The sequence below is a fragment of the Arsenicibacter sp. R0_47 genome, assembly GCF_057652235.1.
Genome location: NZ_JBYFCJ010000038.1, coordinates 37072 through 63266 on the forward strand (window position 1 = coordinate 37072; position 26195 = coordinate 63266).

18 protein-coding genes are annotated in these 26195 nt (G+C 55.4%); 10 read left to right on the forward strand and 8 right to left on the reverse strand.

Annotated elements, in window-relative coordinates; all coding sequences use genetic code 11:
• The first annotated feature begins 392 nt into the window (after window positions 1-392).
• Window positions 393-2816 carry a beta strand repeat-containing protein gene (locus AC23NW_RS32545; protein ID WP_487454812.1) on the forward strand — a complete coding sequence of 808 codons (2424 nt, stop codon included), beginning with the start codon at window positions 393-395 and terminating at the stop codon, window positions 2814-2816.
• 56 nt (window positions 2817-2872) lie between these two features.
• Here the strand turns inward: AC23NW_RS32545 and AC23NW_RS32550 are convergent, their stop codons facing one another.
• Window positions 2873-4108, reverse strand: coding sequence for an MFS transporter (locus AC23NW_RS32550; protein WP_487454814.1), 1236 nt, complete (start codon window positions 4106-4108; stop codon window positions 2873-2875).
• Between the two features lie 165 nt (window positions 4109-4273).
• On the opposite strand from AC23NW_RS32550, the gene AC23NW_RS32555 reads away from it, so the two are divergent.
• Window positions 4274-4858, forward strand: coding sequence for a hypothetical protein (locus AC23NW_RS32555; RefSeq protein ID WP_487454815.1), 585 nt, complete (start codon window positions 4274-4276; stop codon window positions 4856-4858).
• A 7-nt stretch (window positions 4859-4865) separates the two neighbouring features.
• Here the strand turns inward: AC23NW_RS32555 and AC23NW_RS32560 are convergent, their stop codons facing one another.
• A complete protein-coding gene (locus tag AC23NW_RS32560) occupies window positions 4866-5825 on the reverse strand; it encodes an OmpA family protein (RefSeq protein WP_487454817.1) in 960 nt (319 codons plus the stop codon).
• A gap of 437 nt (window positions 5826-6262) precedes the next feature.
• Here AC23NW_RS32560 and AC23NW_RS32565 point away from each other — a divergent pair, with 437 nt between their 5' ends.
• Complete coding sequence (locus AC23NW_RS32565) at window positions 6263-7909, forward strand: L-lactate permease (protein ID WP_487454819.1); 1647 nt, start codon at window positions 6263-6265, stop codon at window positions 7907-7909.
• Between the two features lie 8 nt (window positions 7910-7917).
• On the forward strand, window positions 7918-9063 hold the full coding sequence (locus AC23NW_RS32570; protein WP_487454821.1) for a glycerate kinase: 1146 nt from the start codon (window positions 7918-7920) through the stop codon (window positions 9061-9063).
• A gap of 67 nt (window positions 9064-9130) precedes the next feature.
• Here the strand turns inward: AC23NW_RS32570 and AC23NW_RS32575 are convergent, their stop codons facing one another.
• Genes AC23NW_RS32575 through AC23NW_RS32595 form a run of 5 tightly spaced genes read right to left on the reverse strand, consistent with a single transcriptional unit; the run spans window position 9131 to window position 13472 of the window.
• Window positions 9131-9910: a LytR/AlgR family response regulator transcription factor gene (locus AC23NW_RS32575; RefSeq protein ID WP_487454822.1), complete on the reverse strand. Its 780-nt coding sequence runs from the start codon at window positions 9908-9910 to the stop codon at window positions 9131-9133.
• On the reverse strand, window positions 9907-10974 hold the full coding sequence (locus AC23NW_RS32580) for a sensor histidine kinase (RefSeq protein WP_293843917.1): 1068 nt from the start codon (window positions 10972-10974) through the stop codon (window positions 9907-9909). Before AC23NW_RS32580 ends, AC23NW_RS32575 begins: the two co-directional genes overlap by 4 nt.
• A gap of 6 nt (window positions 10975-10980) precedes the next feature.
• Window positions 10981-11712 (reverse strand): hypothetical protein, encoded by a 732-nt coding sequence (locus AC23NW_RS32585; RefSeq protein ID WP_487454824.1) that lies wholly within the window; start codon window positions 11710-11712, stop codon window positions 10981-10983.
• The gene (locus tag AC23NW_RS32590; protein ID WP_487454826.1) at window positions 11709-12851 is read right to left on the reverse strand and encodes a serine hydrolase domain-containing protein; all 1143 of its coding nucleotides are present in this window, start codon (window positions 12849-12851) and stop codon (window positions 11709-11711) included. The genes AC23NW_RS32585 and AC23NW_RS32590 overlap by 4 nt, the downstream gene beginning before the upstream one ends.
• A 9-nt stretch (window positions 12852-12860) precedes the next feature.
• On the reverse strand, window positions 12861-13472 hold the full coding sequence (locus tag AC23NW_RS32595) for a hypothetical protein (protein ID WP_487454828.1): 612 nt from the start codon (window positions 13470-13472) through the stop codon (window positions 12861-12863).
• Window positions 13473-13703: 231 nt separating this feature from the next.
• Between AC23NW_RS32595 and AC23NW_RS32600 the strand changes: the two genes are divergently transcribed.
• The 3 genes from AC23NW_RS32600 (at window position 13704) to AC23NW_RS32610 (ending at window position 18967) form a co-directional block, all read left to right on the forward strand.
• Complete coding sequence (locus tag AC23NW_RS32600; RefSeq protein ID WP_487454830.1) at window positions 13704-14273, forward strand: hypothetical protein; 570 nt, start codon at window positions 13704-13706, stop codon at window positions 14271-14273.
• Between the two features lie 13 nt (window positions 14274-14286).
• On the forward strand, window positions 14287-16455 hold the full coding sequence (locus AC23NW_RS32605) for a cation:proton antiporter domain-containing protein (protein WP_487454832.1): 2169 nt from the start codon (window positions 14287-14289) through the stop codon (window positions 16453-16455).
• A gap of 103 nt (window positions 16456-16558) precedes the next feature.
• Window positions 16559-18967, forward strand: a complete 2409-nt coding sequence (locus AC23NW_RS32610; RefSeq protein WP_487454834.1) for an ABC transporter permease — start codon at window positions 16559-16561, stop codon at window positions 18965-18967.
• Between the two features lie 440 nt (window positions 18968-19407).
• On the opposite strand, the gene AC23NW_RS32615 is transcribed toward AC23NW_RS32610, so the two are convergent.
• Window positions 19408-20985, reverse strand: coding sequence for a DUF3344 domain-containing protein (locus AC23NW_RS32615; protein ID WP_487454835.1), 1578 nt, complete (start codon window positions 20983-20985; stop codon window positions 19408-19410).
• Between the two features lie 248 nt (window positions 20986-21233).
• Between AC23NW_RS32615 and hsdR the strand changes: the two genes are divergently transcribed.
• From hsdR to AC23NW_RS32630, 3 genes are all read left to right on the forward strand, one after another.
• Window positions 21234-24476, forward strand: coding sequence for a type I restriction-modification system endonuclease (gene hsdR, locus AC23NW_RS32620; protein ID WP_487454836.1), 3243 nt, complete (start codon window positions 21234-21236; stop codon window positions 24474-24476).
• A gap of 59 nt (window positions 24477-24535) precedes the next feature.
• Complete coding sequence (locus tag AC23NW_RS32625; protein ID WP_487454838.1) at window positions 24536-25999, forward strand: class I SAM-dependent DNA methyltransferase; 1464 nt, start codon at window positions 24536-24538, stop codon at window positions 25997-25999.
• Window positions 26000-26011: 12 nt separating this feature from the next.
• A partial coding sequence (locus AC23NW_RS32630) for a hypothetical protein (RefSeq protein WP_487454839.1) occupies window positions 26012-26195 on the forward strand: 184 nt, incomplete at its 3' end.

Sequence of the window (26195 nt, forward strand, 5' to 3'; positions counted from 1 at the left end):
AGGCCACGAATCCTTTTTTTTCATAATTCTATATGTGTATTTGTTGCAAATCATCAAAAGTAGTAACACTTTTAGGACATATTTAACCAAAAGGTAAATTATTGCCTTTTGGTTATTTCACACATACCAATTAACAAAAACAAATTCTATACACTACGCTTATGACTAACGATTACAGGTTGCGCGATTACTTCCGTTCGTTGATAGCTGTATGTTTTATGCTATGCCTTGCGCACATGGTCAATGCACAGAGTTTTCCATCATCCCTTACCGTTTCGGGGGCGTGTCTCACCGGAACATTTTCCCTTTCTTATTCCGGAATGTCGCAAGATGATCCGACAAAGCCAATTTATGACGGGAACGTAACCACTCAAGACCTCGGGTTAACACAAATGAGTTTTGTATTCGACAAAACAGAAAATAAGTGGTTTGTCTACTTTGGCGGGGCAGTACCGGCGTTTTATAATAAGTCAACGTCTAACCAGGTTCCCCTGACCGGCTGGATTGCAGATGCCAGTCAGTATTCCTGCACCGGTTCTTCCCCGTTTTGCGTAAACAACACCTGTCCAGGCATTTCCATTTTCCCTGCCTCCCCGAACTACACCGAAGGACAAAGCGTAACCGTTACCGTAACAAACTTAGGAGAAAACACCAGCTATGGCTTTGATATAGACGGAGATGGTGGCTATAGCAATCAGGACTTCGGCCCTTCGGGTAACCAGCTGGCACTGGGATCAGGTGTAACCAGTGGTACAATCGTTGCTACGTTTGAATCGGGTTCTGCCGGAAACAACCGAAAAATTAACGTATTCATTTTAAACGGAACTTCGACAATCGTCAGCACCACTCCATTTACCATTCTGCCTCCGGCAGGCATTGCGCTTGTAACGAAAGCATCAAAAGCTTCTGTCTGCATAAATAGCTCGGCCACGCTTTCCGTAACGGCGACGGGCGGATCAACACCATATACCTATCTCTGGAATGCCCCCTCCGGCGCATCCATTAGTGGCGCTAATAATACCAGCACTATCACTGTGAATGCCCTGACGTCGGGGCTCAAAACCTTCACGGTCACCGTTACGGGCTCGGGCGGCAGCCCGGTCAGCACCAGTACTGTCAGCTTCAATGTGGATAATCCAACCGCCAGTATTTCGCCGAACACAAACCTCACCTTTTGCGAAGGCAGCAGCCTGACGCTTACTGCGTCGGGTGGCGGCACCTATCAATGGGAAACAGGTGATACGAGTGCCTCAATCATTGTCAGTATAAGTCAACCCTACTCCTTAACGATTACGACGCCTACAGGCTGTACAGCAACCGCCACCGTGAACGTCACCCGGTACAACCGGCCAACGGCTACGGTTTCGGCCTTGCCCAGCCTGACCGTCTGCGAGGGTCAGAGTGTTACGCTGACTGCCACTATCGGAGGGACACCGGCGCGGATTGCTACGACAAAAGCCCCACCGCCTGTTTCCTACAGCTGGACGACGGGCAGCAATACAGCCTCAACCATTTTTACACCAACGAGCAATTCGGTCATCAGCCTGACGGTCAACGATGGGGTTTGTACGTCGCTGCCGATCAATACCAGCCTCACCGTAAAATCAGTCTCGTCCGTCAGCATTACGGCGGCTCCCTCAGCTACGATTACCTGTGGTCAGCCGAGCGTCACGCTGACCGCCAGCGGCAGCAGCGGCTATACCTGGAATGACAACTCAACGGCGGCCACCCGCGTGGTTAGTGTTTCGGGCGTATATTCGGTGATCGCTACCGGAAACGGCTGTTCGACCACGGCAACAACCACTGTTTACGGAAATACGCTTACCCCTACAATTACCATCAGCCCGTATGCATCGCCTGCACTGACCGTCTGTGCCGGCAATACCCTTACCCTAACGGCCAGCGGCGTGGGTGCAGGCGGGTCTTACCGCTGGAGTACAGGAGAAACAACCGCCGCCATCAGCGTCAGCCTAACCAATACCTATTCTGTTACCGGCACAACGGCATCCAGCTGTAGTGCTGTTACATCAGTATATTTCGATGCCCGCAGTTTGCCCACGGCCAGTATCTCTGCCTTACCAGCTCTGACCGTCTGCGCCGGTAAAAGTGTTACCCTGACGGCAACTGGCCTGCCGGGCGGATTGTCGCCACGGGTAGCTACCACTTTTGCCGCACCATCCTTACTATTCAACTGGTCGACGGGCAGCACCGGCGAAACAACAATTTTCACCCCGACCAGTAGTACGGTGATTAGCCTGACCGTCAATGACGGTACCTGTACCGGAACAACTACCGCCACCATTTCGGCTAAGGACTCGCCGACCGTCTCGGTTGGTGCATCAGCGACCGTATTATCCGGGGGACAAAGCGCTACCCTGACCGCTTCTGGAGCCGATAGCTATACGTGGAGTACGAGTTCGACAGCAAACCCGATCACCGTTTCGCCGGTTTCGACGACGGTCTATTCGGTGACTGGAACCCGGAATGGTTGTGTAGGTGTAGCAACGCAGCCACTTTCGGTAAGCTGTGCAGACCCGATTGCAAAAGCTATTTCAGCAACGGTGGTAACCGTGTTAGGACCAGGCAACTGCTCGGTCAATATTCAGGGGCAGGGAACGGGCAGTTCATTTGTCATTACTGGTCCTGATAACTATGTATTCAGTACGGTTTACCGTCGCACAGGCACCTATTCCTTCGCTGCTTCCGGTATCAAACAGCCAGGGACTTATACTTTTACGGCCAGCGCCACCAATGCCTGCGGGAAAACCAGTACCGATATCATAACCTATGTGGTTACGGGGACGGCTTGTCCGTAAATAAAAGACCTTCCTGGAAGGTCTAAACTTCCAGGAAGGTCTTTTATCCGCATTTTTCACAACCGCACCGACAGCAGTTCTTTCGACCGCAGATAAACGTAGGTCACGACCACCAGCGTCAGGCAACCGCCCAGCACGACCGATGGCACTGCCCCCATGGCACTCGCCAGCAGGCCCGACTCAAACGCGCCGATCTCGTTGGACGAACTTACAAAAATGCCGTTTACGGCCGCTACCCGGCCCCGCAGGTGATCGGGCGGAAAGATCTGTAGAATCGTCTGCCGGATGATCACACTCACACTATCGAACGCACCCGTCAGCGCCAGCATCAATAACGACAGGTAGAAGTTGGTCGACATGGCAAAAATCAACGTAGAAAGTCCGAAGCCCAGCACCGCCAGCAGCATGTTCCGCCAGGCATTGTTGATGGGTGGGAAACGGGTCATGAAGATCATTGTCAGCACCGCCCCGACCGACGGTGCGGCCCGCAGGAAACCCAGCCCTTCGGCGCCGACCTTCAGAATATCTTCGGCAAACACCGGCAGAATGGCGACTACCCCACCGAACAAAACCGCTGCCAGATCGAGCGAAATGGAATAAAATACGATCTTGGTTTTAAACACAAAGTCAAATCCTTCTTTCAGGCTCTCCCACAAACTGACCGATGCGCCATCCACCGGTGTCGGCACAGGCTTTGATTTGATCATCGACAGCAGGATGTAGCAGACCACAAACAGGGCGATGATGACAATCAGCGTATGGTCGAGGCCCAGCCAGTTGTACAGAAAACCGGCGATGCCCGGGCCAATGATGGCCCCCGCCTGCCAGAACGAACTGCTCCAGGTCGATGAGTTAGGGTAAAGTTCGCGGGGAACCAAGAACGGTTTCAGCGATGAGCTGGCCGGCGAATAAAAGCCTTTGGCGGCTCCGATCAGCATCAGCACCCCGTAAATAATGCCCAGCTGCGCGGTCTGACTCATCTGCCCGACCACCGACGGCTGAAATACTAGGTACAGAATGACCGATCCCAGCATGATCACCAGAAGGCTTTGTTGCAGAATCCGGCGTTTGTTGCGCCGGTCGGCGAGGTGACCGCCAAAGAGCGAGATTGCAATAAACGGCACCGCTTCGGCCAGCCCGACGAGGCCGAGCGCAAGCGGTTCGTGCGTAAGTTTATACAGTTCGTAACCCAGAATCACCTCCTGCATCAGCAAGGTAGCGGTGATGAGAAAACTGTTGGCCACAAAAAAACGGAAATCGGGTATTCGTAACGCAGCGTAGGGGTCAGCCATTCCAGAGAAGCCGGCAGTCCGGCAGTAAATTGCAGATAAACCAGGGCACCTGAATCGTCAGGGGTTATTTAGTCAACAATTCTGCGTTCGCTCAGTTCCGTTTAGCGGTATTTTTTAGGGTTGTGAAATTTGGTTGGCACGTGCATCATCTATGTAAAAACCCATATGCCGAAAATTACCCTGCTTCTCTTTTCACTAATTTGTCTTAACAGCTGTCAACACGCTTTCCGGACCGGCAAACCGGTGAATCCTTCGGCAACAGTTCTTCTCTTTCCTGTGTATGTTCAGATAAAGCAACATAACCCGCAACAACAGGAAACAACTGTTGACACAACTCTTTCTCAGCAAAAAGAACTATTGTTCAATCAATTAACAGAAAGAACATTAACCGCCCGATACAAAACAATACTTGCGAAACCTGACCCGGCTACCCGTGATTCGCTATGGTCAGAGTTGTTTACGGTGTTCGGAGCCATCGATAAACAAGGGCACATCCGTGGCATTCCCCTGCCCTCTGCCGTGAAGAAGCTGCTGAACCAGTCTGATGCCGATGTTGCTTTCGGCCTGGTTCATCTTGGCACAACCGGCCCGGATCAGACAGGCTATCTAATCAATACCAGTGTTGTATTCGACCGGAAAACGGATTCAGTTATCCGGTACGGTTCCAATGTGCTGGAGAAACAATACCCGAAAAGCGATAGTGTCCTTATCCGGCTGACGGAGCAACTCATTAACCGGCAAATGAAGTAGTCAGATGTCAAAGACTCAGCAGCTGCACCTCGACGCGGCGGTTCTTTTCCTTGTTTGTTTCGTCATCGTTCGGCGCGGCGGCCTTGTCGGGGCCTTTCCAGATAACCTCCATCTGCTGCTCCGGAATGCCCTTCATGCGCAGGTAACCGGCCACAATTTTGGCCCGGTACTCCGACAGCACCATGTTCGGCTGACGCGGACCAACGTTGTCGGTATAGCCCGTAATCCGGATTTTCCAGTCAGGGTGTTTTTGCAGGGAACCGGCAATAACGTCCAGCGGTGGTTTGTTGTCGGCCCGTAAGTCGTAGCTGCTCTGGTCAAAATAGATCACCTGAACGTCGGTTGGCGGGGGCGTCTTTTCCTCGACTTCCGGCTTCCGGTACACCATCCCTTTCACCGCCAGGGCTTTAAAATTAACGCCCGGCCCGACTATAAAACGTTCCTGAAACAACAGAAAACCATCGGCGGTACAGGCAGCAATGGTATATTCCCCGGGACGGGCATCGCGCAGCAGAAAGCTGGACGCTCCCTTAAACTGCTTCGACGTAAATTTAGTGACGTGCGACAGCTCTTTGCCGTACTGGAGTTCGTAGGTAATATTGGTTGTATCCTTCCGGTGGAATCCCATGTACAACTGGTTCGTCGGTCTGACGGCTGTGGTATCTTTCGACCGCATCGGAATGATCATGTTAAACACATACTCGGGATCGATGACGCCGACAAAATGCACCGGTATCGTCATGGTATGATAGCCTTTTGCGTCAAAAATAAGGGTGTTTGCACTGGATGGCACCCTGAAATCGAAGCGGCCTTTTTCATTGCTTTCGCCGAGTTTTGTGCGTTTTTTTCCTTCGCCAAACGATACTTTTACCGGCAGATCGGCACCGGAACCGGCATTATAGCTGCTTCCATTCACGCGTACCTGTTTAACGGTTTGTGCCTCTACAGGCGATAGAATGGTCCACAAAGCGCTGATCAGTACGGTAATTGTTGCATTATTTATCATCAATACACCCAAATTTGTTGAGTAAGCCGCAAAATTACGGATTTATTCTGCTGTCACAGCCGGAATGTTTTTTGACAGGATTACAGGATTTCCATGTTACACAATACATCCTGTTAATCCTGTAATCCTGTCCATGTATTTTTCAGATAGGATTCCTATGATTACATATTACATCCTGTCAATCCTGTCCATGTATTTTTCAGACAGGGTTCCTATGATTACATGTCACATCCTGTTAATCCTGTAATCCTGTCAAAATTATCAGTGATCGGGTAACCACGTGGGGTAATCAGGGCAACCACGTGGGGTTGCCCCTACGGGGTAACGGTAAATCGGGGCGGTGATTGCCTTTTTCCTGTCAAACGGGCTACCCGTCCCGATTCCTGATCCTGACGCCTATGACCTGGCAACAATCCATTGACCCTCTCAATTCCATCGGCCTGTCGTTGCTCGTGGCCTCCATCCCGATTCTGTTTATTTTCTGGGCGCTGATCATCCGCAAAATGAAGGGCTATCAGGCCAGCCTCATCGCTACCGCCATTGCCCTGATCATCGCCTTGACGGTCTATGGCATGCCGGTGAAACTCGCCTTGCTGTCGGTCAGTCACGGTGCCCTGTACGGCCTCTTCCCAATTTGCTGGCTCGTGATCATGGCCGTTTTTCTGTTTAACCTCACCGTCCGAAGCGGTCAGTTTGAGATCATTAAATATGTAATGGGCACTATTACCGACGACCGGCGGTTACAGGCCTTACTCATTGCCTTTTCCTTTGGTTCATTTCTGGAAGGAACGGCCGGTTTCGGGGCGCCGGTCGCCATTACCGCCGCTATGCTGGTGGGCCTTGGCTTCAATCCACTCTATGCCTCGGGTATCTGCCTGATTGCCAATACCGCGCCGGTGGCCTTCGGCTCCATCGGTATCCCCATTACGGTGGCCTCGCAGGTGTCGGGCATTCCCGAACTGGCAATTTCGCAGATGGTCGGACGTACCTTGCCCCTGCTCTCTGTCTTCCTGCCGTTCTACCTCGTGTCCATCATTTCGGGCGTCAGCAAAGCGCGTGAGGTGATGCCGGCGCTCGTGGTGTCGGGCTTGTCCTTTGCCCTGCTGCAATACCTGTCGTCGAATTTTCTGGGGCCATCACTGCCCGACGTCATCGGTGGACTGGGATCAATTGTCTGCCTGATGGTGCTGCTGCGCTTCTGGAAACCGAAGCAGGTCTGGCGGTTTGCCAACGAACCGGCGGCGGTTGTTCAGCCGGCCGGACTGTATTCGACGGGGCAGATTATCCGGGCCTGGTCGCCGTTTGTGGTGCTTACCCTGCTGATCATTGCCTGGGGGTTGCAACCCGTTAAAGACGCACTCAATGCCACCGGTATGCTTCAGTTTGAGTTTCCGGGCCTGCACAATGCCATTCTGAACCAGAGCGGGATGCCCGTTGCGAAAATTTTCAAATTCAACTACCTGTCGGCGGCAGGCACCGCTATTCTGCTGGCCGGTCTGTTGTCGGTTCCGCTCGTGGGCCTCAGCCCGCGTGAAGGTGCGCAGGTGTTTGCCGGTACGCTGAAACAGCTGCGTTTCCCGATCCTGACCGTTGCCTCGGTGCTGGCGTTTGCCTATGTGCTGAACGATTCGGGCATGACCCTCACCCTCGCTGATGTACTGGCCAACACCGACCTGCTGTTCCCGTTTTTTGCGCCCGTGCTGGGTTGGCTGGGCGTTTTTATTACCGGTTCGGATACATCGGCCAACGCCCTGTTCAGTAAGTTACAGTTCGCCACCGCCCAAACCATCGGCGTTGATCCGGTCGTAACGGTCGGGGCCAATGTATCGGGCGGGGTTGTGGGTAAGATGATTTCGCCCCAGTCGATTGCCGTGGCCGCCGCAGCCGGTGATCTCGTCGGGCAGGAAGCGCAGCTGTTCCGGTTCACCGTCAAACACAGCTTTATCATGCTCGGATTCATTTCCGTTCTCACACTCGCCCAGGCTTATGTGATCAAATGGATTATTCCGAACTACGTGTTGCTCATTAAGTTGCTTATCCCATAGAAAACAAAATGCATATTCTGATTGCCCCGAATGCGTTTAAACACAGCCTGGACGCCACCGCCGCCGCCCGTGCCATCGAAACCGGCTTTCTGGCCAGCAAACTGGACTGCCGCTGCACCTGCTTCCCGATTGGCGACGGCGGCAACGGCACCGGCGACCTGATCATCCACCACCTGAACGGTGAACGCATTCAGGTTGATGTACAGGATCCGCTTGGCCGGCCCGTCCGGGCATCGTTCGGGTTGGTCAACGGCGGGAAGTCGGCGGTGGTCGAGATGGCTAATGCCTCGGGGCTTCACCTGCTGACCAGTCAGGAACTCAACCCGTTGCGGACCACGTCGTTTGGCACCGGCCAGCTCATCCGCGCCGCACTTGATCACGGCATCAGCCAGCTGATTCTGGCCATTGGCGGCTCGGCAACGGTAGACGGTGGCACGGGCATCCTGCGCGCGCTCGGCATCCGCTTCCTGGATCCGGAAGGCCACCCCATCGAAGCACCGGAGCAGCTTACCAGCCTTGCCGGAATCGACCACTCCGGCCTTGATCCGCGCCTCCAGGGCCTCGACATCCGTATTCTCTGCGACGTGGACAATCCGCTGGTCGGGCCGACGGGTGCAGCGGCAGTTTTCGGCCCGCAGAAAGGAGCGACTCCGGCCATGGTCCGGCAACTGGACGAGGGCCTGTCACGACTGGCGGAATCGGTACAGGCAAGTACCGGCATCGACATCGCCGGACTAAAACACGGCGGCGCGGCCGGTGGCGTGTCGGCCACGCTGCATGCCTTACTCGGCGCTCAGCTGGTGAATGGCATCGACTTTTTCCTGTCTTTCACCGGCTTTGCCAATCACCTGGCCAAAGCCGATCTGGTTATTACGGGCGAAGGCAGCCTGGACGAACAGACCTTACACGGCAAAGGCCCGTTTGGCGTCGCTCATGCCGCCAAAGGCCGGGTGCTACCGGTAATTGGTCTGGCCGGCCGCGTTCCGGTCACTGCCAGCAATGATCTGGAAGCCTGGTTTGATATGCTGCTCGCCATTGGTCACGAGCCCACCGACCTCGCCACCGCCTTTACCCTCACCGAAGCGAACCTGTCACGGACGGCGCGGCAGCTCGGGAATTTACTGGCCTGGCGCAACACAAACGATCTCCGCTAAACCTCTTCACCCTGATTTAACCAAAACCGATTCCACCTTACCCACCTTAACTACTATCAAAAGTGCCCTATTCCCCCAGCCATGCCCTGAAGTCAGCAGCCCGGTCGCGGCTGATAAAAACCTCTTCCCCGACGGGCGGGGTGAGGTCCAGCTTCAGGCGGCCGTTGAAATGCAGGTGTACGTCGCTGACAGACCGGGCACTCAGGATAAACTGCCGGTTGGCACGAAAAAAGTGCTGTGGATTTAGCTTTTGCCCTAGATCGTCCAGGTTGTAATCGATCATCAGCGTGCGTCCCTCCCACGTCTGCACAAACGTCACACGGTCGCGGGTGAAGAAGTAAGCCATGTCGGTGACCTCAACCGGAATCAGCCGGGCACCCTGCCGGAGCAGAAACCGCTCCCGATAGTCGGGAGGCTGCGGGGCCGGTGCGGGCCGCAGCATGGCCATCAGTTGCTGCACGTCCAGGGCAGGGATTCCCCGCCCGAATAACCGGCGCATTTCCTGAAACTTGTCCAGACTCCGGCGTAGAGCCGCTTCATTGATCGGTTTCAGCAGATAATCAACACTGTGTACCTGAAAGGCTTTCAGCGCGTACTCGTCATAAGCGGTCGTAAAAATTACCGGACAGCTGACCGGCACCTGATTGAAAATATCAAAGCTTTGCCCGTCAACCAGTTCCACATCGGCCAGCAGCAAATCGGGGTGCGGATTGCCCGACAGCCAGTTAACCGACATTTCTACACTATCAAGCACCGCCACAATTGTGATGGCCGGATCACACTGAAGCACCATCGTCCGGAGCTGGCGGGCGGCCAGGGGCTCATCTTCAATAATCAATACATTCATAACGGGCTCTGTGCTGCTGCTTTTCGCAGGCTGTTGTCGTGAATCAACGGAACGGTTACCATAAAGACCGATTCCGTTTCCTGAATGTCAATCGGCGGGTGCCCCAGCAACCGGTACTTCTGGCTGATGGTCAGCAACCCTTTCCGGTCCGACGTAACATCCGGCCGGGGTCTGCGCTGCAGCTTATTTTCAACGGTCAGGCATCCATCTCCGCGCGTATAGATTTTAATTGTCAATGGCTTACTGATCGACACCACGTTGTGTTTGACTGCGTTCTCAACCAGCAGCTGTAACGTCAGCGATGGCAGATAACAGGTCCTGAACGCGGGATCAATGGCAATATCAAGGTGCAGACCGTCCTCGAAGCGGGTTTTCAGCAGGCCAAGGTACGCATGGGTAAAGGCCAGTTCCTTGTCGAGAGCGATCAGTGGTTCGTCGTTGCTCCGGAGCAGATAGCGGTATACCTGCGCCAGATCACCGATAAACTGAACCGCTTTCGGATTTTCGTTGGCTTTTACCAGCGCCTGTAATGAGTTGAGGCTGTTGAACAGGAAATGCGGCTGGATCTGCTCTTTCAGCGACCGCAGCTGCATTTCAAGTTTTGACCGCCGCAACTCTTCGGAAATGATTTTCTCTTTCAGCCATGCCCCGAAAAAATACCGTGCCTCATAAATTGCCCCGATGATGGTCAGGTAAAACAACCCGATCCCGGCCATAAACGGAATATCACCGTACTCCCACGCTTTTTCACCCACAAATACCCAGTACTTCGTCAGTAACAACCGCACCCCGACCAACAGCATGGTCATCGGAACGCCGGTCAGGCCGATCCAGATGATGCGGCGTTGTGTCCGTTCAATCTCCGGATACCGTCGCTGCGCCTGTAATACCAGCCACCGGATCGAAAACCAGCTCAGGTACAGGGTCAGGATACCGTAAGGTATGAATCGCTCCAGCCGGACCTCATTCCGGAAAATCACGTCCATGTTGAAAAACACGGTCCCGATGAGCCACAGGACCAGCGGGCCGGCAATCCGTAATGTCCGGTCATTAAGGCGATTCATACGCGGTTAGTTCAGTAGTTCAACCCACAGGCCGAACAGGATATGCCAGAGCGTATAATGCCCGAACCGTATCATCAGCCCGGCCAGAAACCCCGACTGACGAAAATAAAGCGCCTGAAGCAGATTCATGGCATAGCCGGTGATAAAACTATACAAAATCAGTTCGGGCGAGTCGGTAATCAACTGGTCAATCGGTTCAATGAGCGATGTCAATACGGCAAGCCCCCAGAACAGATGCTCGTTTTTTGCATCTTTCAGAAACAGCTTCCCACCCACCCACATCAGCACCGGAATCGGGATCAGCCGGTATAAAGTGTCGGTATAAAGCGCACCCGACCCGTATAACAGCACTGAGTACGGAAAAGGCTGCATAAAAGGCATCATCTCCGTAACGGGTCCGGGGTGCATGACGAGTTTAAAGACGGCAATGTCGGCCCCGGCAAAACCAAGGCCAATAATGAACGGACACAAAAACCGCTGTTGATCCGGTATCCGGGCATCGAGCAGGTCGGGGAAACCGGTGCGGGGAGCCAGCCAGATACCCACACCTCCCAGGAGGATTATCCCGATTTCTTCCGGCCCGAAAATCCGGATACCGGTGTTCCCCTGCCCCGTCAGATACAGTCCGGTCAGCCAGGTCAGCAGGCCAAGGCCCACAAATCCCGCATAGACCAGCAGACTGTTTCGTCCGGGTTTCTGTAGGGCAGCCGGAGCGGTTTGTCTCTCTGCTTGTATCATTTCATTAACCGGTCCATCAGTCGCTTATCCGACCCGTTGCCATTGTTTTTGTAGAGCATAAAAATGCCTTTGTTATGCACAAAATACAACAGGTTTGCTTCAAAGCCTACCGATCCGCCATTGTGGCCGTAGGCGATGCCTGCCCCCGTAAACCATTTTTCTATACCCAGTCCATACTCACAGTCGCCGTTGGGGCAGGCAGGCAGTTTTACCGAATCAATCATTTCGCTGACGCTCGCGGCCGACAGGAGTTTCCCGCCAAACAAGCCGTTCATGAACGCGGTCAGATCGGCCGCCGTTGAGATAATACCGCCCGCAGCCTTACCGTCGTCTTCGGCACGGTCCCAGCTACTGACGTCGAACAGCTTACCGTTGCCGTACAGATCAGCATACCCCCGGACCACATTCCGGTCGGCGCGCCGTTCCAGATAGGTATCATTCAGCTGAAGGGGTCCGAACACCACGTCGGACAGAACATCGTGTAGCGGCTTACCGGTCTTTTTTTCAATAATCTGCTGTAAAATCCAGTAGTTCGCATTGCTGTAGCTAAAGCCGGTGCCGGGCGTAAACTGCAACGGCTTTCCGTATACGTACTCCGCCAGTAGCTGATCGATGGATTTGTTATAATGCGCCGCTGCCTGGCTGACAATGTTCAGCTGATAGGTCATGCTGGCATTGGGCGGATCGACAATCCCGCTCGTATGCGACAGCAACTGCCGGACGGTGATGTGGTCTGCCTGCGGAATGTTACCGGCCTTATCCGGCAGGACCTGCACCAGGTTGTCGTCCAGCCCCAGTTTACCCTGCTCCTTCAGCTTCATAACTGCCACGGCGACAAACATTTTGGTGATGCTGCCGACCCGGAACTGATCGCAGTTGCGAAGGTTGGTCTGGTGTTCCAGATTCGACTGACCGGCGACTCCCTGCCAGATGGCTTCACCCTGGCGCACGATCCGCATCAGGCTGCCGGGTGCATTGGTTGCCGAGCGGTATTGGGCCAGTTCGGCCTGATAGGTCTGGTGTTTGGCGTGTTGCGCATAGGCATCCGGTGCACAGGTACCGGCCTGTTGTTGTGGTACCTCCTCTGTCTGACAGGCGATTACCAGAGGGTATAACAGTAATAGATAACGTCGTTTCATGGCGTGTGATCAGTGCTGGTTTTGGTTGAAAAACATACGCATACCTACGTGCAGAGCCGCATGGGGCAGCACCGGCTGTCCGCGAAAACCGAATGGTACTTCACCGAACGCACTCTCCTGCACAAACACACTGACCGGACTTCCGCCCGTAAACCGATATCCGACGCCAAGGCTCACCGTAGGAACGGCTTTCACCACAAACGGAGATGCCGCCTGATACCCGCCGTTACCGTCAGGCTGGTAGTGTTTGAGCCAATACGACGCGCCCAGGGCGCCGACACCCAGCATTCCCTCCACAAAAAAACCGCCGATAAATTTCCGGTAACCAAGTTCAGTTGTGACAAAAAGCGCGTTCTGGAGATTTTTATGCAGGTAGCCGCCTGCATTCAGGGTCTGGAAAAGCTGGCTGCGACGCCGGTTCCGGTAATAGATTTCCGTGCCGATCCGGAGGCCCGGATTCAGGCTGGTTAATTGAGGCGTGACCGTCGGCAGGCTGATGCCATGCGAAAAAACGGATACCGTCAGGGGCCGGCCGGCCGGCCCTGGGGCTGTGCGTTGTGCGACCGCGACGGGCGACAAGCCCGCCAGCCATAGCAGCACAAACAAACTGTTTCTGTACATGATGTTCGTGTAGTTGTTGTTTACGGCGCAAAAATAAAAGCAGGTCCTCCGGCAAAAACTATGGCCTGTGCGAAGGGTCAGAATCAGCGACTGAGTTGTTGGGAAATCTGCCTGAACGCCCCTCCCTCTGCCCCTGGATTCCGGCTTTCCTGCCGTTCAGATTTGCTTTTCCGGCAATATTTTATACTTTAACCCCTCTTACTCAACTCTGGACACCAACCAATCAACCTTATGAAGCGATACATCCCCCTGCTTTTCCTGCTTCCGGTACTGCTGCTGACCAGCTGCCGCGACAAGGAACGCGAACGGCAACTGGCCGCCCGCGAAGAAGCCTTAGCCGAAAAAGAAGCCCGGTTTGCCATTAAAGAATCCGAATACCAGTCACTGCTCCGGATGCGCGACAGCCTGACTACCAACCATGATACGATTGCCTTCCTGCGGGAGTGGCCGGCTGATATTGCCGGGCAGTGGAACAGCAAACTGATCTGCACCGAATCGACCTGCCCCGACTACGTCATCGGCGACCAGCGGAATGATGTCTGGGAGTTCAGCAGTGACTCGACCCGGATTATCACCAAGGTCATCAACAACAACAAGCTGGTCAGGGTCTATACTGCGGCCTTCGCAGATAACCAGATCAACCTTAGTTTCAGAACAGACTCCACATCCGCCAAACAGGTTGAGATGAGTGTGTTGCTGAATGAGATTTCCCGCGATAAAATCAAAGGCACCCGCAACATCAGTGTTGATAATAAATGTGCGGCCCGATTCTCCGTTGAACTAAGCCGTATCACGAATTAACCCCGCCACCGCAATGCTTTTTCTGAATATACACAACCTGACACTGCCGATTGAGGACCCTGTACTGAAATTTCTGGTCGTGCTGGTCATTATTTTGTTTGCCCCGCTGCTGCTGAACAAAATCAAAGTACCCCACCTGCTTGGCCTCATCATTGCCGGCGCCGTTATTGGCCCCAACGGCCTGAATATTCTGGCCCGCGACAGCAGCATTGTCGTCACCGGCACTACCGGTTTGCTGTACATCATGTTTCTGGCCGGGCTGGAGATCGACATGGGCGATTTCAAACGGAACAAGTGGAAAAGCCTGACCTTCGGCCTGTATACGTTCACGATTCCGCTGGTGCTGGGCTACCTCGGCGCCTATTATTTACTCGGTTTCACGCCACTGACCTCGATTCTGTTTGCGAGTCTGTTTTCGTCACACACCCTGATTTCCTATCCGCTGGTGAGCAAACTGGGGGTTGCTAAAAACCTGGCGGTAAATATCACCGTCGGGGGCACCATGATCACCGATATTCTGGCCCTGCTGGTGCTGGCGGTATCGGTGGGTATGGCACAGGGCGATGTCGGCAGTGAATTCTGGATCAGGCTGTCGGTTTCGCTGGTGATCTTCGGACTCATTGTCCTGCTTATTTTTCCAATTATCGGGCGGTGGTTTTTCAAGCGGGTGAGCGACAAAATTTCGCAGTACATTTTTGTGCTGGTCATGATTTACCTGGCGGCCCTGCTGGCCGAGCTGGCGGGTGTGGAAGCCATCATCGGGGCGTTTTTGGCGGGGCTGGCCCTGAACCGGCTGATCCCGCACACCTCCTCGCTCATGAACCGCGTTGAGTTTGTCGGCAATGCCATTTTTATCCCGTTTTTCCTGATCAGCGTCGGTATGCTGATCGACTTTTCTGTCTTTTTCAAGAGTCTGGAAACGCTTAAGGTAGCGGCCCTGATGACCCTCGTCGGGGTTGGCGCCAAATACCTGGCGGCCGTTGCGACGCAAAAAACGTTCCGGCTGCGGAAGGAAGAAGGCGGGCTTATTTTCGGGCTTAGTTCGGCCTCGGCGGCGGCCACGCTGGCGGCAGTGCTGGTGGGCTACAACATTATTATCTCGGAAACCGAAACCGGCGAACCGGTCCGGTTACTGAACGAGCACGTACTGAACGGCAGCATCCTGATGATTCTGGTATCGTGTACCGTATCGTCGTTTGTGTCAATGGCCAATGCCCGGAAAATTGCCGAAACCGACCACGAAAACACTGTGGCCGGCATTCCGGTGGCCGGCATTCCGGTGGCCGGCTCACAGGCAGCTAACGCCAATCAGGAGACCGAACATATTCTGCTGGCGGTCAATTACCCGGAAACCGTCGAGCGGATGGTCAATCTGGCCTTAATCATCAAGGCCAAAGCCAACCACGATCAGTTGTTTGCACTCAACATCATTAACGAAGAAAAGCAGGAATCGTCGCTCAAAAACGCGGAGAAAATCCTGCACGAAGCCGTCCATATTGCCGCTGCTGCCGATGTAACGCTTACCCCGCTGACGCGCTACGACAACGATGTCATCAACGGCATCAACAACGTGATTAAGGAAAAGAAAATCACCGACCTGCTGATCGGACTCGACGGCAGCAAGGGCTTTTCGCCATCTTTCGTGTATAACCTGTACAACGGCTATTTACCTGGCGGACAAACGAATGTACTGGTCTACCACGCCATACAGCCGATTTCGACCATAAAGCGCCACGTTGTTATATTACCCTTCCGGTCGCATACCGAGCCCGGCTTTTTCTACGCCCTGCTCCGCATCTGGAACATTGCGCGCAACTCGGGAGCGGTTCTCAGCTTCTATGGCGAGCAGGATACGATTGATATGCTGCAGAACATTTTGCGGAAAGTTACCATCGAGGCGGACTTTACGGCGGTCAGTAACTGGCGCGAGATGGAGCGGGCCATCAGCACTATCGGCAAGGACGAAGGGTTGATTCTGCTCATGGCCAAACGCGACATGGTGTCGTACATGCCGCAGATGCGTGTCATCCCCGACATGCTCAATAACCATTTTACGGACCGCAATTACCTGCTTGTGTTCCCGCAAACGGCCGATGAGGAAGTGTACATTGAGGAACGCTCGGTGAGTAACCACGGCGATTTTGTGGAGATCGGCAAGATTATCGGAAAGGTGTTCCGGTAAGCAGGACCGGACTCATCCCATTTTCAGGCTGGTTCGTCCCATTTTTGCCCGGACACTGTGACAGACTGGTACCTTGCTGCACAACATACCCGTGAACCAGCGCATGATCAGGAACTACCTTAAAACAGCGGGGCGCAACCTGCTGCGGAACAAACTGTTTTCGGCCATCAACATCGCCGGCCTCGCCATCAGCATGTCGGTCGGCCTGCTGATGATTGCCTTTCTGCTCGACCTGTGGACCTACGACCGGTTCCACGAACACGGCGACCGGATTTACCGCATCACCAGCGTCGTAACAACCAACGGCGACCAGGGCAAGTTTGCTACCACTGCCCCGACAACCGCGCAGCTGATCCGCGATAAGGTTTCCGGCGTGGAGGACGTGACGGTTCTCCGGCCCGACTTTTCGAAAGATGCCGCTGCCGGTGCAGACGTTGTGCCGGTTAAGGGCTATTGGGCAGACCCCTCGCTGTTCCGGGTGTTTACCTTTCCGCTGCTCGAAGGCAACCCCGAAACCGCCCTCCGGGACCCGTATTCTGTCGTCCTTACCCAAAGCACTGCCCGGAAACTTTTCGGCGGAGGGCAGGCACTCGGCCGGTCGGTGCGGTTTGATTCGGTGGCGTATCAGGTAACGGGCGTCATGCAGAATGTGCCGTTTTTCTCCCATATTCAGTTTGAGGCGCTGGCTTCCCTTTCGACCCTCGGACCGGTTCAGCAAGGCGATGCCCGACGCAAGGTATCGTCGGATTTTGTGTACCTCCGCCTCCCGCCCGCTGCCGACCTGACGGCCGTGCAAACGCAGCTCGACGCCGTGGCCCAAGCCGAAAACCGGGCCGGCGAGCAGACGCAGGTACAGCTGGAACTGATGCCGCTGTACGATATAGTCGTCGGTGAAACGCTCCGCCGTTCCGAAGGCGGTGGCGGGGCAACTGGCCCTCACCTGTCGCCGCGGGTGCTTTGGCTGCTCGGCGGGCTGGCGCTTGTGGTGATCCTGTCGGCTTGTTTCAACTACACTAACCTGTCGATGGCCCGTGCTATGCGCCGTTTCAAGGAAATTGGTCTCCGCAAAGCCATCGGCGCGGGCAAGGCGCAGGTGCGGCAGCAGTTTCTGGCCGAATCAGTCCTTATTGCACTCGCCGCGCTGGTGTTATCGTTTATCCTGTTTCTGGGCCTGCGTCCCCTCCTGATCAATCTGGCACCGGAGATGCAGCGTACCGTACAGCTCAGGCTGACACTGCCGATGGTAATCGCCTTCGTGCTGTTTGCCGGCGCGGTAGGCCTGCTGGCGGGTCTGATGCCTGCGCTGTTTTTTGCCAGGGTAAGCGCCATCAGTGCGCTCCGGAACGTGTCGTCGGTGAAGGTGTTCCGGCACATGACCCTGCGGCGGGCACTGGTGGTGCTGCAATACACGGTTACGCTGATCTTCATCACCACCACCGCCATCGGCTACGTTCAGTACAAACACATGCTGGCATTCGATCTCGGTTTCCGGACCGAAAACATCCTGAACATCGACATGCAGGGCAACAAACCTGACGCCCTGATGAAAACCCTCGGCGAAATGCCCGAAGTGACAGCCGTTTCACGCTCACTGATCGTGACGAGCATCGGCAATGCGTGGGGCGGCTATGTTAAGCACACCGATTCGCGCGACTCAGCCCTGGTCATGACCAACCATGTAGACGAACACTACCTGACGCTGCACGAGTATAAACTGCTTGCCGGCCAAAACTTCCGGTCGCGGCCCGTCACCGCCGATGCGGCTACCGAAATTATCGTCAACCAGCAGTTTCTGAAGCGGTTTAACCTGGGTATCAACCAGCCTGAGCAGGCCATCGGCAAGGAAGTGACCTTCCGGAATTTCCGGGGGACACGGCGGCTTTCGATTGTCGGCGTGATGAAAGACGTTCACTACGGCAAGGTCGACAACCTGATCGGGCCGGTGGCGTTTATGCCCTGGGCACCCGGCGATCCGACCGTGGTCAATGTGAAGATTCAGAGTGCCGATCCCGCAGCGACCCGCGCCCGGATCGAAGCTGCCTGGCAGGCCCTTGACCGTGTGCATCCGCTCAAGGCGCAGTTCTACGACGAAGCCATTGAGGCTGCCTACAGCGAGTTTTCGATGCTGATCCGGATTATCGGGCTACTGTCGTTCTTTGCCATTTCGATTGCGTCGATGGGTTTGTTCGGCATGGTGGCCTACACCACCGAAACCCGCCTGAAGGAGCTGAGCATCCGGAAAGTGCTGGGGGCCAGCGGGGCTAGCCTGATTTACCTCCTGAGCCGCGGGTTCATCGTCCAGCTGTCGGCCTCGGCCCTGATTGCCCTGCCGGTGACGTACCTGTACTTTAAGAAGATGATCCTCACCCGCTTTCCCTACCACACCCCCATCGGCCTTACCGAGCTGGTAGCCGGGCTGCTGGCGGTCCTGCTGATTGCCTTTCTGATGATCGGGTCCCAGACGCTGAAAGCCGCCAAAACAAACCCGACGGACGTACTGAAGGGCGAGTAGAGACGCAACATTTTGCGTCTCCTTTACCGGCAGGCAGGCAGTACCAGAAAACAATGGTGCCACCACTTCGACCCGGAGACGCAAGATGTTGCGTCTCTACAACCGGCAGGCAGGCAGGCAGTACCCCAAAACACCACTTCGACCTGGAGACGCAAGATGTTGCGTCTCTACAACCGGCAGGCGGGCAGGCAGTACCCCAAAACACCACTTCGACCCGGAGACGCAAGATGTTGCGTCTCTACAACCGGCAGGCAGGCAGTACCCCAAAACACCACTTCGACCCGGAGCCGCAAGATGTTGCGTCTCTACATCCGGCAGGCGGGAAGACAAACGAACACAACGTCACATCCAACCACGCATTAGCCTAAAGCCCGAACATGCGAACTGCCGGCCAAACCACATGGTTGACCGGCAGTTCGCATGTTACAGACAACTTCGGATTACGGACAGGCAGTACCAGTAACGATAAAAGTCATGGTTTGCGTGCTTTCCTGCCCGCAGGCATCCTGATAGGCAGCCATGAAGGTGTAGGTACCCGGTTGCCGGACAGCAAGGGCATTCAGGTTATAATTACCCGGACGGCGGTAGACTGCACTGTAGACATAGTCGTTCGGTCCGGTCAGGCGGAACGAGGTTCCAAATCCGGTACCCTGTACAGTCACAGCACACGCACCAACGCCCAGGGCAGCCGTCTGGGTTACGGAAACGGCTCGGGCGACTACTGTCGGATCACAGGGAGGAGCCGTCAGAACGGTAGCGTCTACACGGGCAGTACCTGAATCGCAGCCGGTTATACCGGTTACCGAATACGTGCCGCTGGCCGTAACCGAGATAGCCGTAGTACTTTCCCCGCCGGACCAGCTGTACGAATCGGCGCCGGATGCGGTCAGGGTAAGACTTTGGCCCTGCCCCGCCGTAAGGCTTGGCGTGGCAGCGATGCTGACCGTCAGCGCACTGGCAGGTTCCGGAGCCGGTATGCCTGCTACCAACAAGCCAACCACATACGTATCCCCGCTAGTCTCGGCCTGTACATTAAACGAAGCATCCCCGGTTGTCAGGCTGCCGGTAATATCAGCGATATCCAGATCAACACCGGACATACTTCTGGCACCGCCCGTTAGCCGGGGCAAATCTCCCGAAACACTCACCGCCGTACCACTGGAAGAACGGGTGCTGTTAAAAAAGTTATCCGCCGGGTTTAGCGCATTAGACAAGGCGGTTCCGTTTAGTTTTAACGCATCACCCGTCGACGGATCATCACCTTCCAGAGCAAAAACACCCAGAGAGGCTGTTCCACTGGCCACGTTGAGTCCCGAAAAAGTTACTGACGCGGGACTTCCATCAATGATCAGGTTCAGCCCATCTTTGATTTGTATCTGCCGGTAGGGTTCCGTGCAGGATTCATACACAATAACCATGCTCCAGCCCACGGCTACAGTAGCATCGTTCAGGTTAGCTAACGCAACACTACTGACACCCGAAACTCTGTAATTCCCGCTTCCCTGTTGCTGAACAAACTCTGTTACATCCGATACGGTCTGGTAAAACGTACCATTCAGCGCAACCGTCGAGTTATCAACCGGCGTTATTGCTTGTGACGCAATGCCAGGGACTTCGAGCGTGATGGTCGTCGGTACAACCCCGCCGGGTGCACGGGCAGCGGCATACAAATATGCCTTCCGGACCGTAGCGCCGGCCGGTATAGTCAAATGAGCTGTTGTCCGGGCCTGCGTGGCGGTTATGGTGTTGTTCGCCTCGGCCTGCCCATCGGAAGGCGAATCAGCCCGCCAGAAAACGTCGGGGGCTGTATCATTCGTATTGGTTCCTGACGCGCCAACCGAACCGACAAGCGGAGCCGGCACACCCGGGCCGACATCCTGCGCCAGGGTATTGCCGATCATCATAAAATTTCCCCGAAGCGCCGTATTGTAGCGGTTCGTCATCTGAGCATGGGCCAGACCAGGCAGCATAAGTAAGCAAAGCAATAAGGCTTTTGTCAGTCGTAGAGTAAACTGCATCTACACGAATGGTTTTGGTTAACACAATAACAGATCCTCAGTTTATCACATTTTTATGCGTAAATAGCTGATAGTCTGCCAAAAAGCAAACTTACAAAATATACAGTATCTGGTTTCAACCCGTTTGCGACGGGATGCGTATATGCATGTCTTACAGGCAACTAACGTAGTAAAAATTTCTCCGCATATATTTACAATATGTTAATGAATTTCTACTTTGCAGGCTGATAATAAGACCACAGGTTACCATGCCATCCAACTTTTCCTTTTTAGAAAAAGAGTTCCCGATTCTCTTTACCCTCGGCAGCACCGCCGAACGCTACTACCACCCGGACCCGGCCTACTGCCTGTCCCGGCTCCGGGCATTCGGCGAAAAACTGACCGAATACCTGTTTACCGAACACCGGTTGCCGTTCCCGGCCGACAACTCGTTTCATAACCGGCTGAAAACACTGCAACAGGAACAGCTCCTGCCCTTTGCGGTGAAAGAACTGCTGTTCCAGATCAAAAACAAAGGCAATGTGGCCGTCCACGATGCGACCGGTACCGCCGCCGACGCCCGGCAGATGCTCGCCGGGGCCTTTACCGTGGCCAAATGGTTCTACGAAACCTACTCCGCCGACAACCATAATATCTACATGCTGTCGTTTCAGGAGCCGGTGTTTACCGACGATAAGGCCGAACTGAAAAAACTGGAAGCAGACTATATAGCCCTCGAAGCCAAACTCGCCCGTCTCCTGACCCAACGCCCCGTCGACGGGATTCCGGCCGACCGGCAACAGGCCATTCAGCAGCGCTCCGAACGGGCCGCCCGCCACATCGACATGTCGGAGGCCCAGACCCGGATGCTCATCGACGAGCAGCTCCGCAAGGCCGGTTGGGAGGCCGATACCGAATCGCTCAACTACAAAACCCGGAAAACCCTGCCCCAACCTAACCGGTTTATGGCCATCGCCGAATGGCCCGCAGGAAATCTCCGGGCCGACTATGCCCTGTTTATCGGTACCGAACTCTACGGGCTGGTGGAAGCTAAAAAATACGCTCACGATATTTCGACCGACCTGCGGCAAGCCAAAATCTACGCTCAACACGCCACGGCCCTGCCGGGAACCTCGCTCACCGGCAAATGGGGCGACTACCACGTGCCGTTCCTGTTTTCGACCAACGGACGGCCGTATCTCGATCAGATCAAAACCAAAAGCGGTATCTGGTTTCTCGACGCCCGCAACGACCACAACCTCGCCAAACCGCTCCGGGGATGGTACTCGCCCGACGGCCTCAAAACCCTGCTGCAACAGGACCTCGATGCCGCCAACCGCAAACTGCTGACCTCGCCCGTCGGCTTCCTCGAAAGCAAAGGCGGGCTGCACCTGCGCGACTACCAGATGAAGGCCATCCGCGCCGTGGAACAGCACCTGGTCAACCGGCCCGACAGCCGCCGCGCCCTCCTTGCCATGGCCACCGGTACCGGCAAAACCCGGACCATCATCGGCCTGTGCTACCACCTCATCCAGACCAACCGCTTTAAGCGGATTCTGTTCCTGGTCGACCGGACGCTCCTCGGCACCCAGGCCATCAATGCCTTTAAAGACAATAAAATCGTTGACCTCAATACGTTTGCCGACATCTACGGGGTGAAGGACCTCCGGCAGGCCGTGCCCGACGCCGGTACCCGCCTCCAGTTTGCAACCGTGCAGGCGATGGTGAAACGGGTCTTTGAACCCGATGAAAAAGCGCCCGTACCGCCCGTCGATCAGTATGACTGCATCATCATCGACGAAGCCCACCGTGGCTACCTGCTCGACCGCGACATCGACGAAGAAGACCTCGTGTTTAAAAACCAGCAGGATTACGTCAGCCGCTACCGGATGGTGCTCGACTATTTCGATGCCTATGCCATCGGGCTGACGGCCACGCCCGCGCTCCATACAACCGACATTTTCGGGAAGCCGATCTATACCTACTCCTACCGCGAAGCCGTGATCGACGGGCATCTGATCGACCACGACCCGCCCTATATTATCAAAACCAAGCTGGGCGAAGAAGGCATCCGGTGGGAAAAAGGCGAAAGACCCACCGCCTGGTTTGCCGAAACCAATACCGTCGAAGAACTCGCCGAACTGGAAGACGAGCTGCATTTCGAGATCGTCAACTTCAACAAACAGGTGCTGACCGAAAACTTTAACCGGACGGTGGCCAAACAGCTCGCGCAGGTGCTCGACCCCGACAGCGACGAGAAAACGCTGATTTTCGCCGCCACCGACGATCATGCCGACCTGGTTGTGAAGCTGCTGAAAGAAGAATTTGCGGCCATCGGTGTCGCTGTATACGACGATGCGGTCCAGAAAATTACCGGCAAATCCTACAACCCGCAGGAACAACTCAACCGCTTCCGGAACGAACGGTTCCCGGCCATTGCCGTTACCGTTGACCTGCTGACGACCGGTATCGACGTGCCGGCAATCAGCAACCTGGTGTTTCTGCGCCGTGTCCGGTCCCGGATTCTGTATGAGCAGATGATCGGGCGGGCCACGCGCCGCTGCGATGCCATCGGCAAGGAAACGTTCCGGATTTATGACGCTGTCCGGCTCTACGAAGCCCTGGAGGATTACACGCAGATGAAACCGGTGGTGGTGAACCCCAACCTGACCTTTGAACAGCTCGCCGGCGAAATGCCGCTGATCCCGTCGCCGGACCGCGCCCGGGTGCAGATTGAGCAGCTCATTGCCAGAATACAGCGTAAGAAACACAAACTCACGCCCGATCAGCAGGCGCAGTTTACCTACAACGCCCGGGGCAAAGACCCCGACACCCTCATCCGGAGTTTGCAGGACGACCCGCTGCCGGACAGCATCGTGGCCGTGGGGCAGCTGAAAACCCTGTGGCGCTTCCTGGACACGGCCAAATATTACGGCAATCCGGTCTATGTCTCCACCCATGACGACACGCTCCTGGCTATGGAAACCGGCTACGGGAACGCCACAAAGCCAGCCGATTACCTCGACAATTTTGCGGCGTTCCTGCGCGACAACCAGACCCGGATCACGGCCCTGCACATCGTCTGCACCCGCCCCGCCGAACTTAGCCGGGCCGCATTACGCGAATTGTTGCTAACTTTGGCCCAGAACGGATACGATCAGAAGGCGGTAAAAACGGCGTGGCGGGAGGCTAAAAACGAAGACATGGGTGCCGATATGATCTCACTTATCCGGACGCTGACCATCGGCAGCACCCTTGAACCCCACGAAACCCGCATCCGGCGGGCCGTGAACAAGGTCCGGCAGATGCACCCCTGGAACAAGGTGCAGCAACGGTGGCTCGACCGCTTCGAAAAACAGCTCCTCGCCGAAACCGTGCTCCAGCCCGAAGACCTCAACCAGGACCCGTTTGCCGATGCCGGGGGCTTTGACCGCCTCAACGAGGTGTTTCAGAACCGGCTCGAAGACGTGATCCTGACCATTAACCGGAATTTGTACCAGCAAACGGCCTGACACGCCCGATGCCGGCCCGAAAACATCCAGCAACACATTAACCAGCATCCAGTACAACCATGAGTGCCGAAGATATAGCCGGTAAATTATGGGGGTTGTGCAATGTCCTCCGCGACGACGGCGTGACCTACCACCAATACCTGAACGAACTGACCTACATCCTGTTTCTGCGGCTGTCGGAACTGAAAAAGTTTGACGCCGACATCCCCGCCGAATACCGGTGGTCGACGCTGACGGGCATCACCGACAACAAGGAACTGTTTGATACCTACCGCGAACTGTTGGCCACCCTGTCGGCCAAGTCGCAGAACGAGACCATCCGCGAGATTTATACCAACGCCTCGACCACGCTCCGCAAGCCGGTAAACCTCAAAACGCTCATTACCAGCATCAACAACCTGAACTGGTATGACGAACACGAGCAGGATAAACTGGCGACGATTTACGAGGAACTGCTCGAAAAAAATGCGGGCGAGAAAAAAAGCGGGGCCGGTCAGTATTTTACGCCCCGGCCGCTGATCAACATCATGGTTGAACTGCTTGCCCCGCAGCTGGGCGAACGCTGGAACGACCCCGCCGCCGGTACCTTTGGCTTCATGATTGCCGCAAACGAATACCTGCGCCGCAAACACGACGACTATTTTGCCCTCAATCAGCAGGAACGGCAGTTTCAGACAAACCTGGCCTTCAGCGGCTGCGAACTGGTGCAGGATGCCCACCGCCTCGCCCTGATGAACGCCAAACTGCACGGCCTCGAAAGCCCGATTGCGCTCGGCGATACGCTCTCCGAACTGGGCAAGGGCTTCCGCGACTACGACGGGGTGCTGGCCAACCCGCCCTTTGGCACCAAACAGGGCGGCGAACGCCCCTCGCGCGACGACCTGACCTACCTCAGCAGCAACAAGCAGCTGAATTTCCTGCAACACATCTACCGCTCGCTGCACCGGCGCGGCGGGGCCCGGGCGGCCGTGGTGCTGCCCGACAACGTGCTGTTTGAAGACGGCGACGGCCGCAAAATCCGGCGCGACCTCATGGAGAAGTGCACCCTGCACACCATCCTGCGCCTGCCGACGGGTATTTTCTACGCCGCCGGGGTGAAAACCAACGTGCTGTTTTTTGAACGCGGCACCACCGACACGGGCAACACCCGCGCCGTGTGGTTCTACGACATGCGGACCAATATGCCGAACTACGGCAAACGCACGCCCTTTACGCGGCAGGCTTTTGCGGACTTTGTGCGTGCCTATACCGGCGGCACCGACCTGGCCGGGCTGAGCGAACAGTACGACGGTACGGTAGACCCCGACCGCCGCGCCGCCGTCAGCGATCCGCGCTGGAGCTGCCTCACCCGTGAGCAGATTGCGCAGAAAAACGACTCCCTCGACCTCGGCCTGATGGCAGACGACAGCCACACCGGCGGCAGCTACGAGGAAGAACCGCTCGACATTGCCCGGCAAGCCGCCGACGAGCTGAAAACCATGCAGCAGGAACTCGAAAAAATCATGGCATTGCTGGACGCCTAACGCACGGAAACAATGATGAAAAATGAATTACCGGAAGGGTGGGTTGAAACTGAATTGGGAGCTATTATAAAGTTACGTAATGGCTTCGCTTTTAATAGTTCCGACTATTTGAATACTGGGACAGGGCTTTCTCATAAAAAAAGGCAAGAACCAGTATGTCCTATTTTTGTGGTGACGAAACTACAAAACGATGACG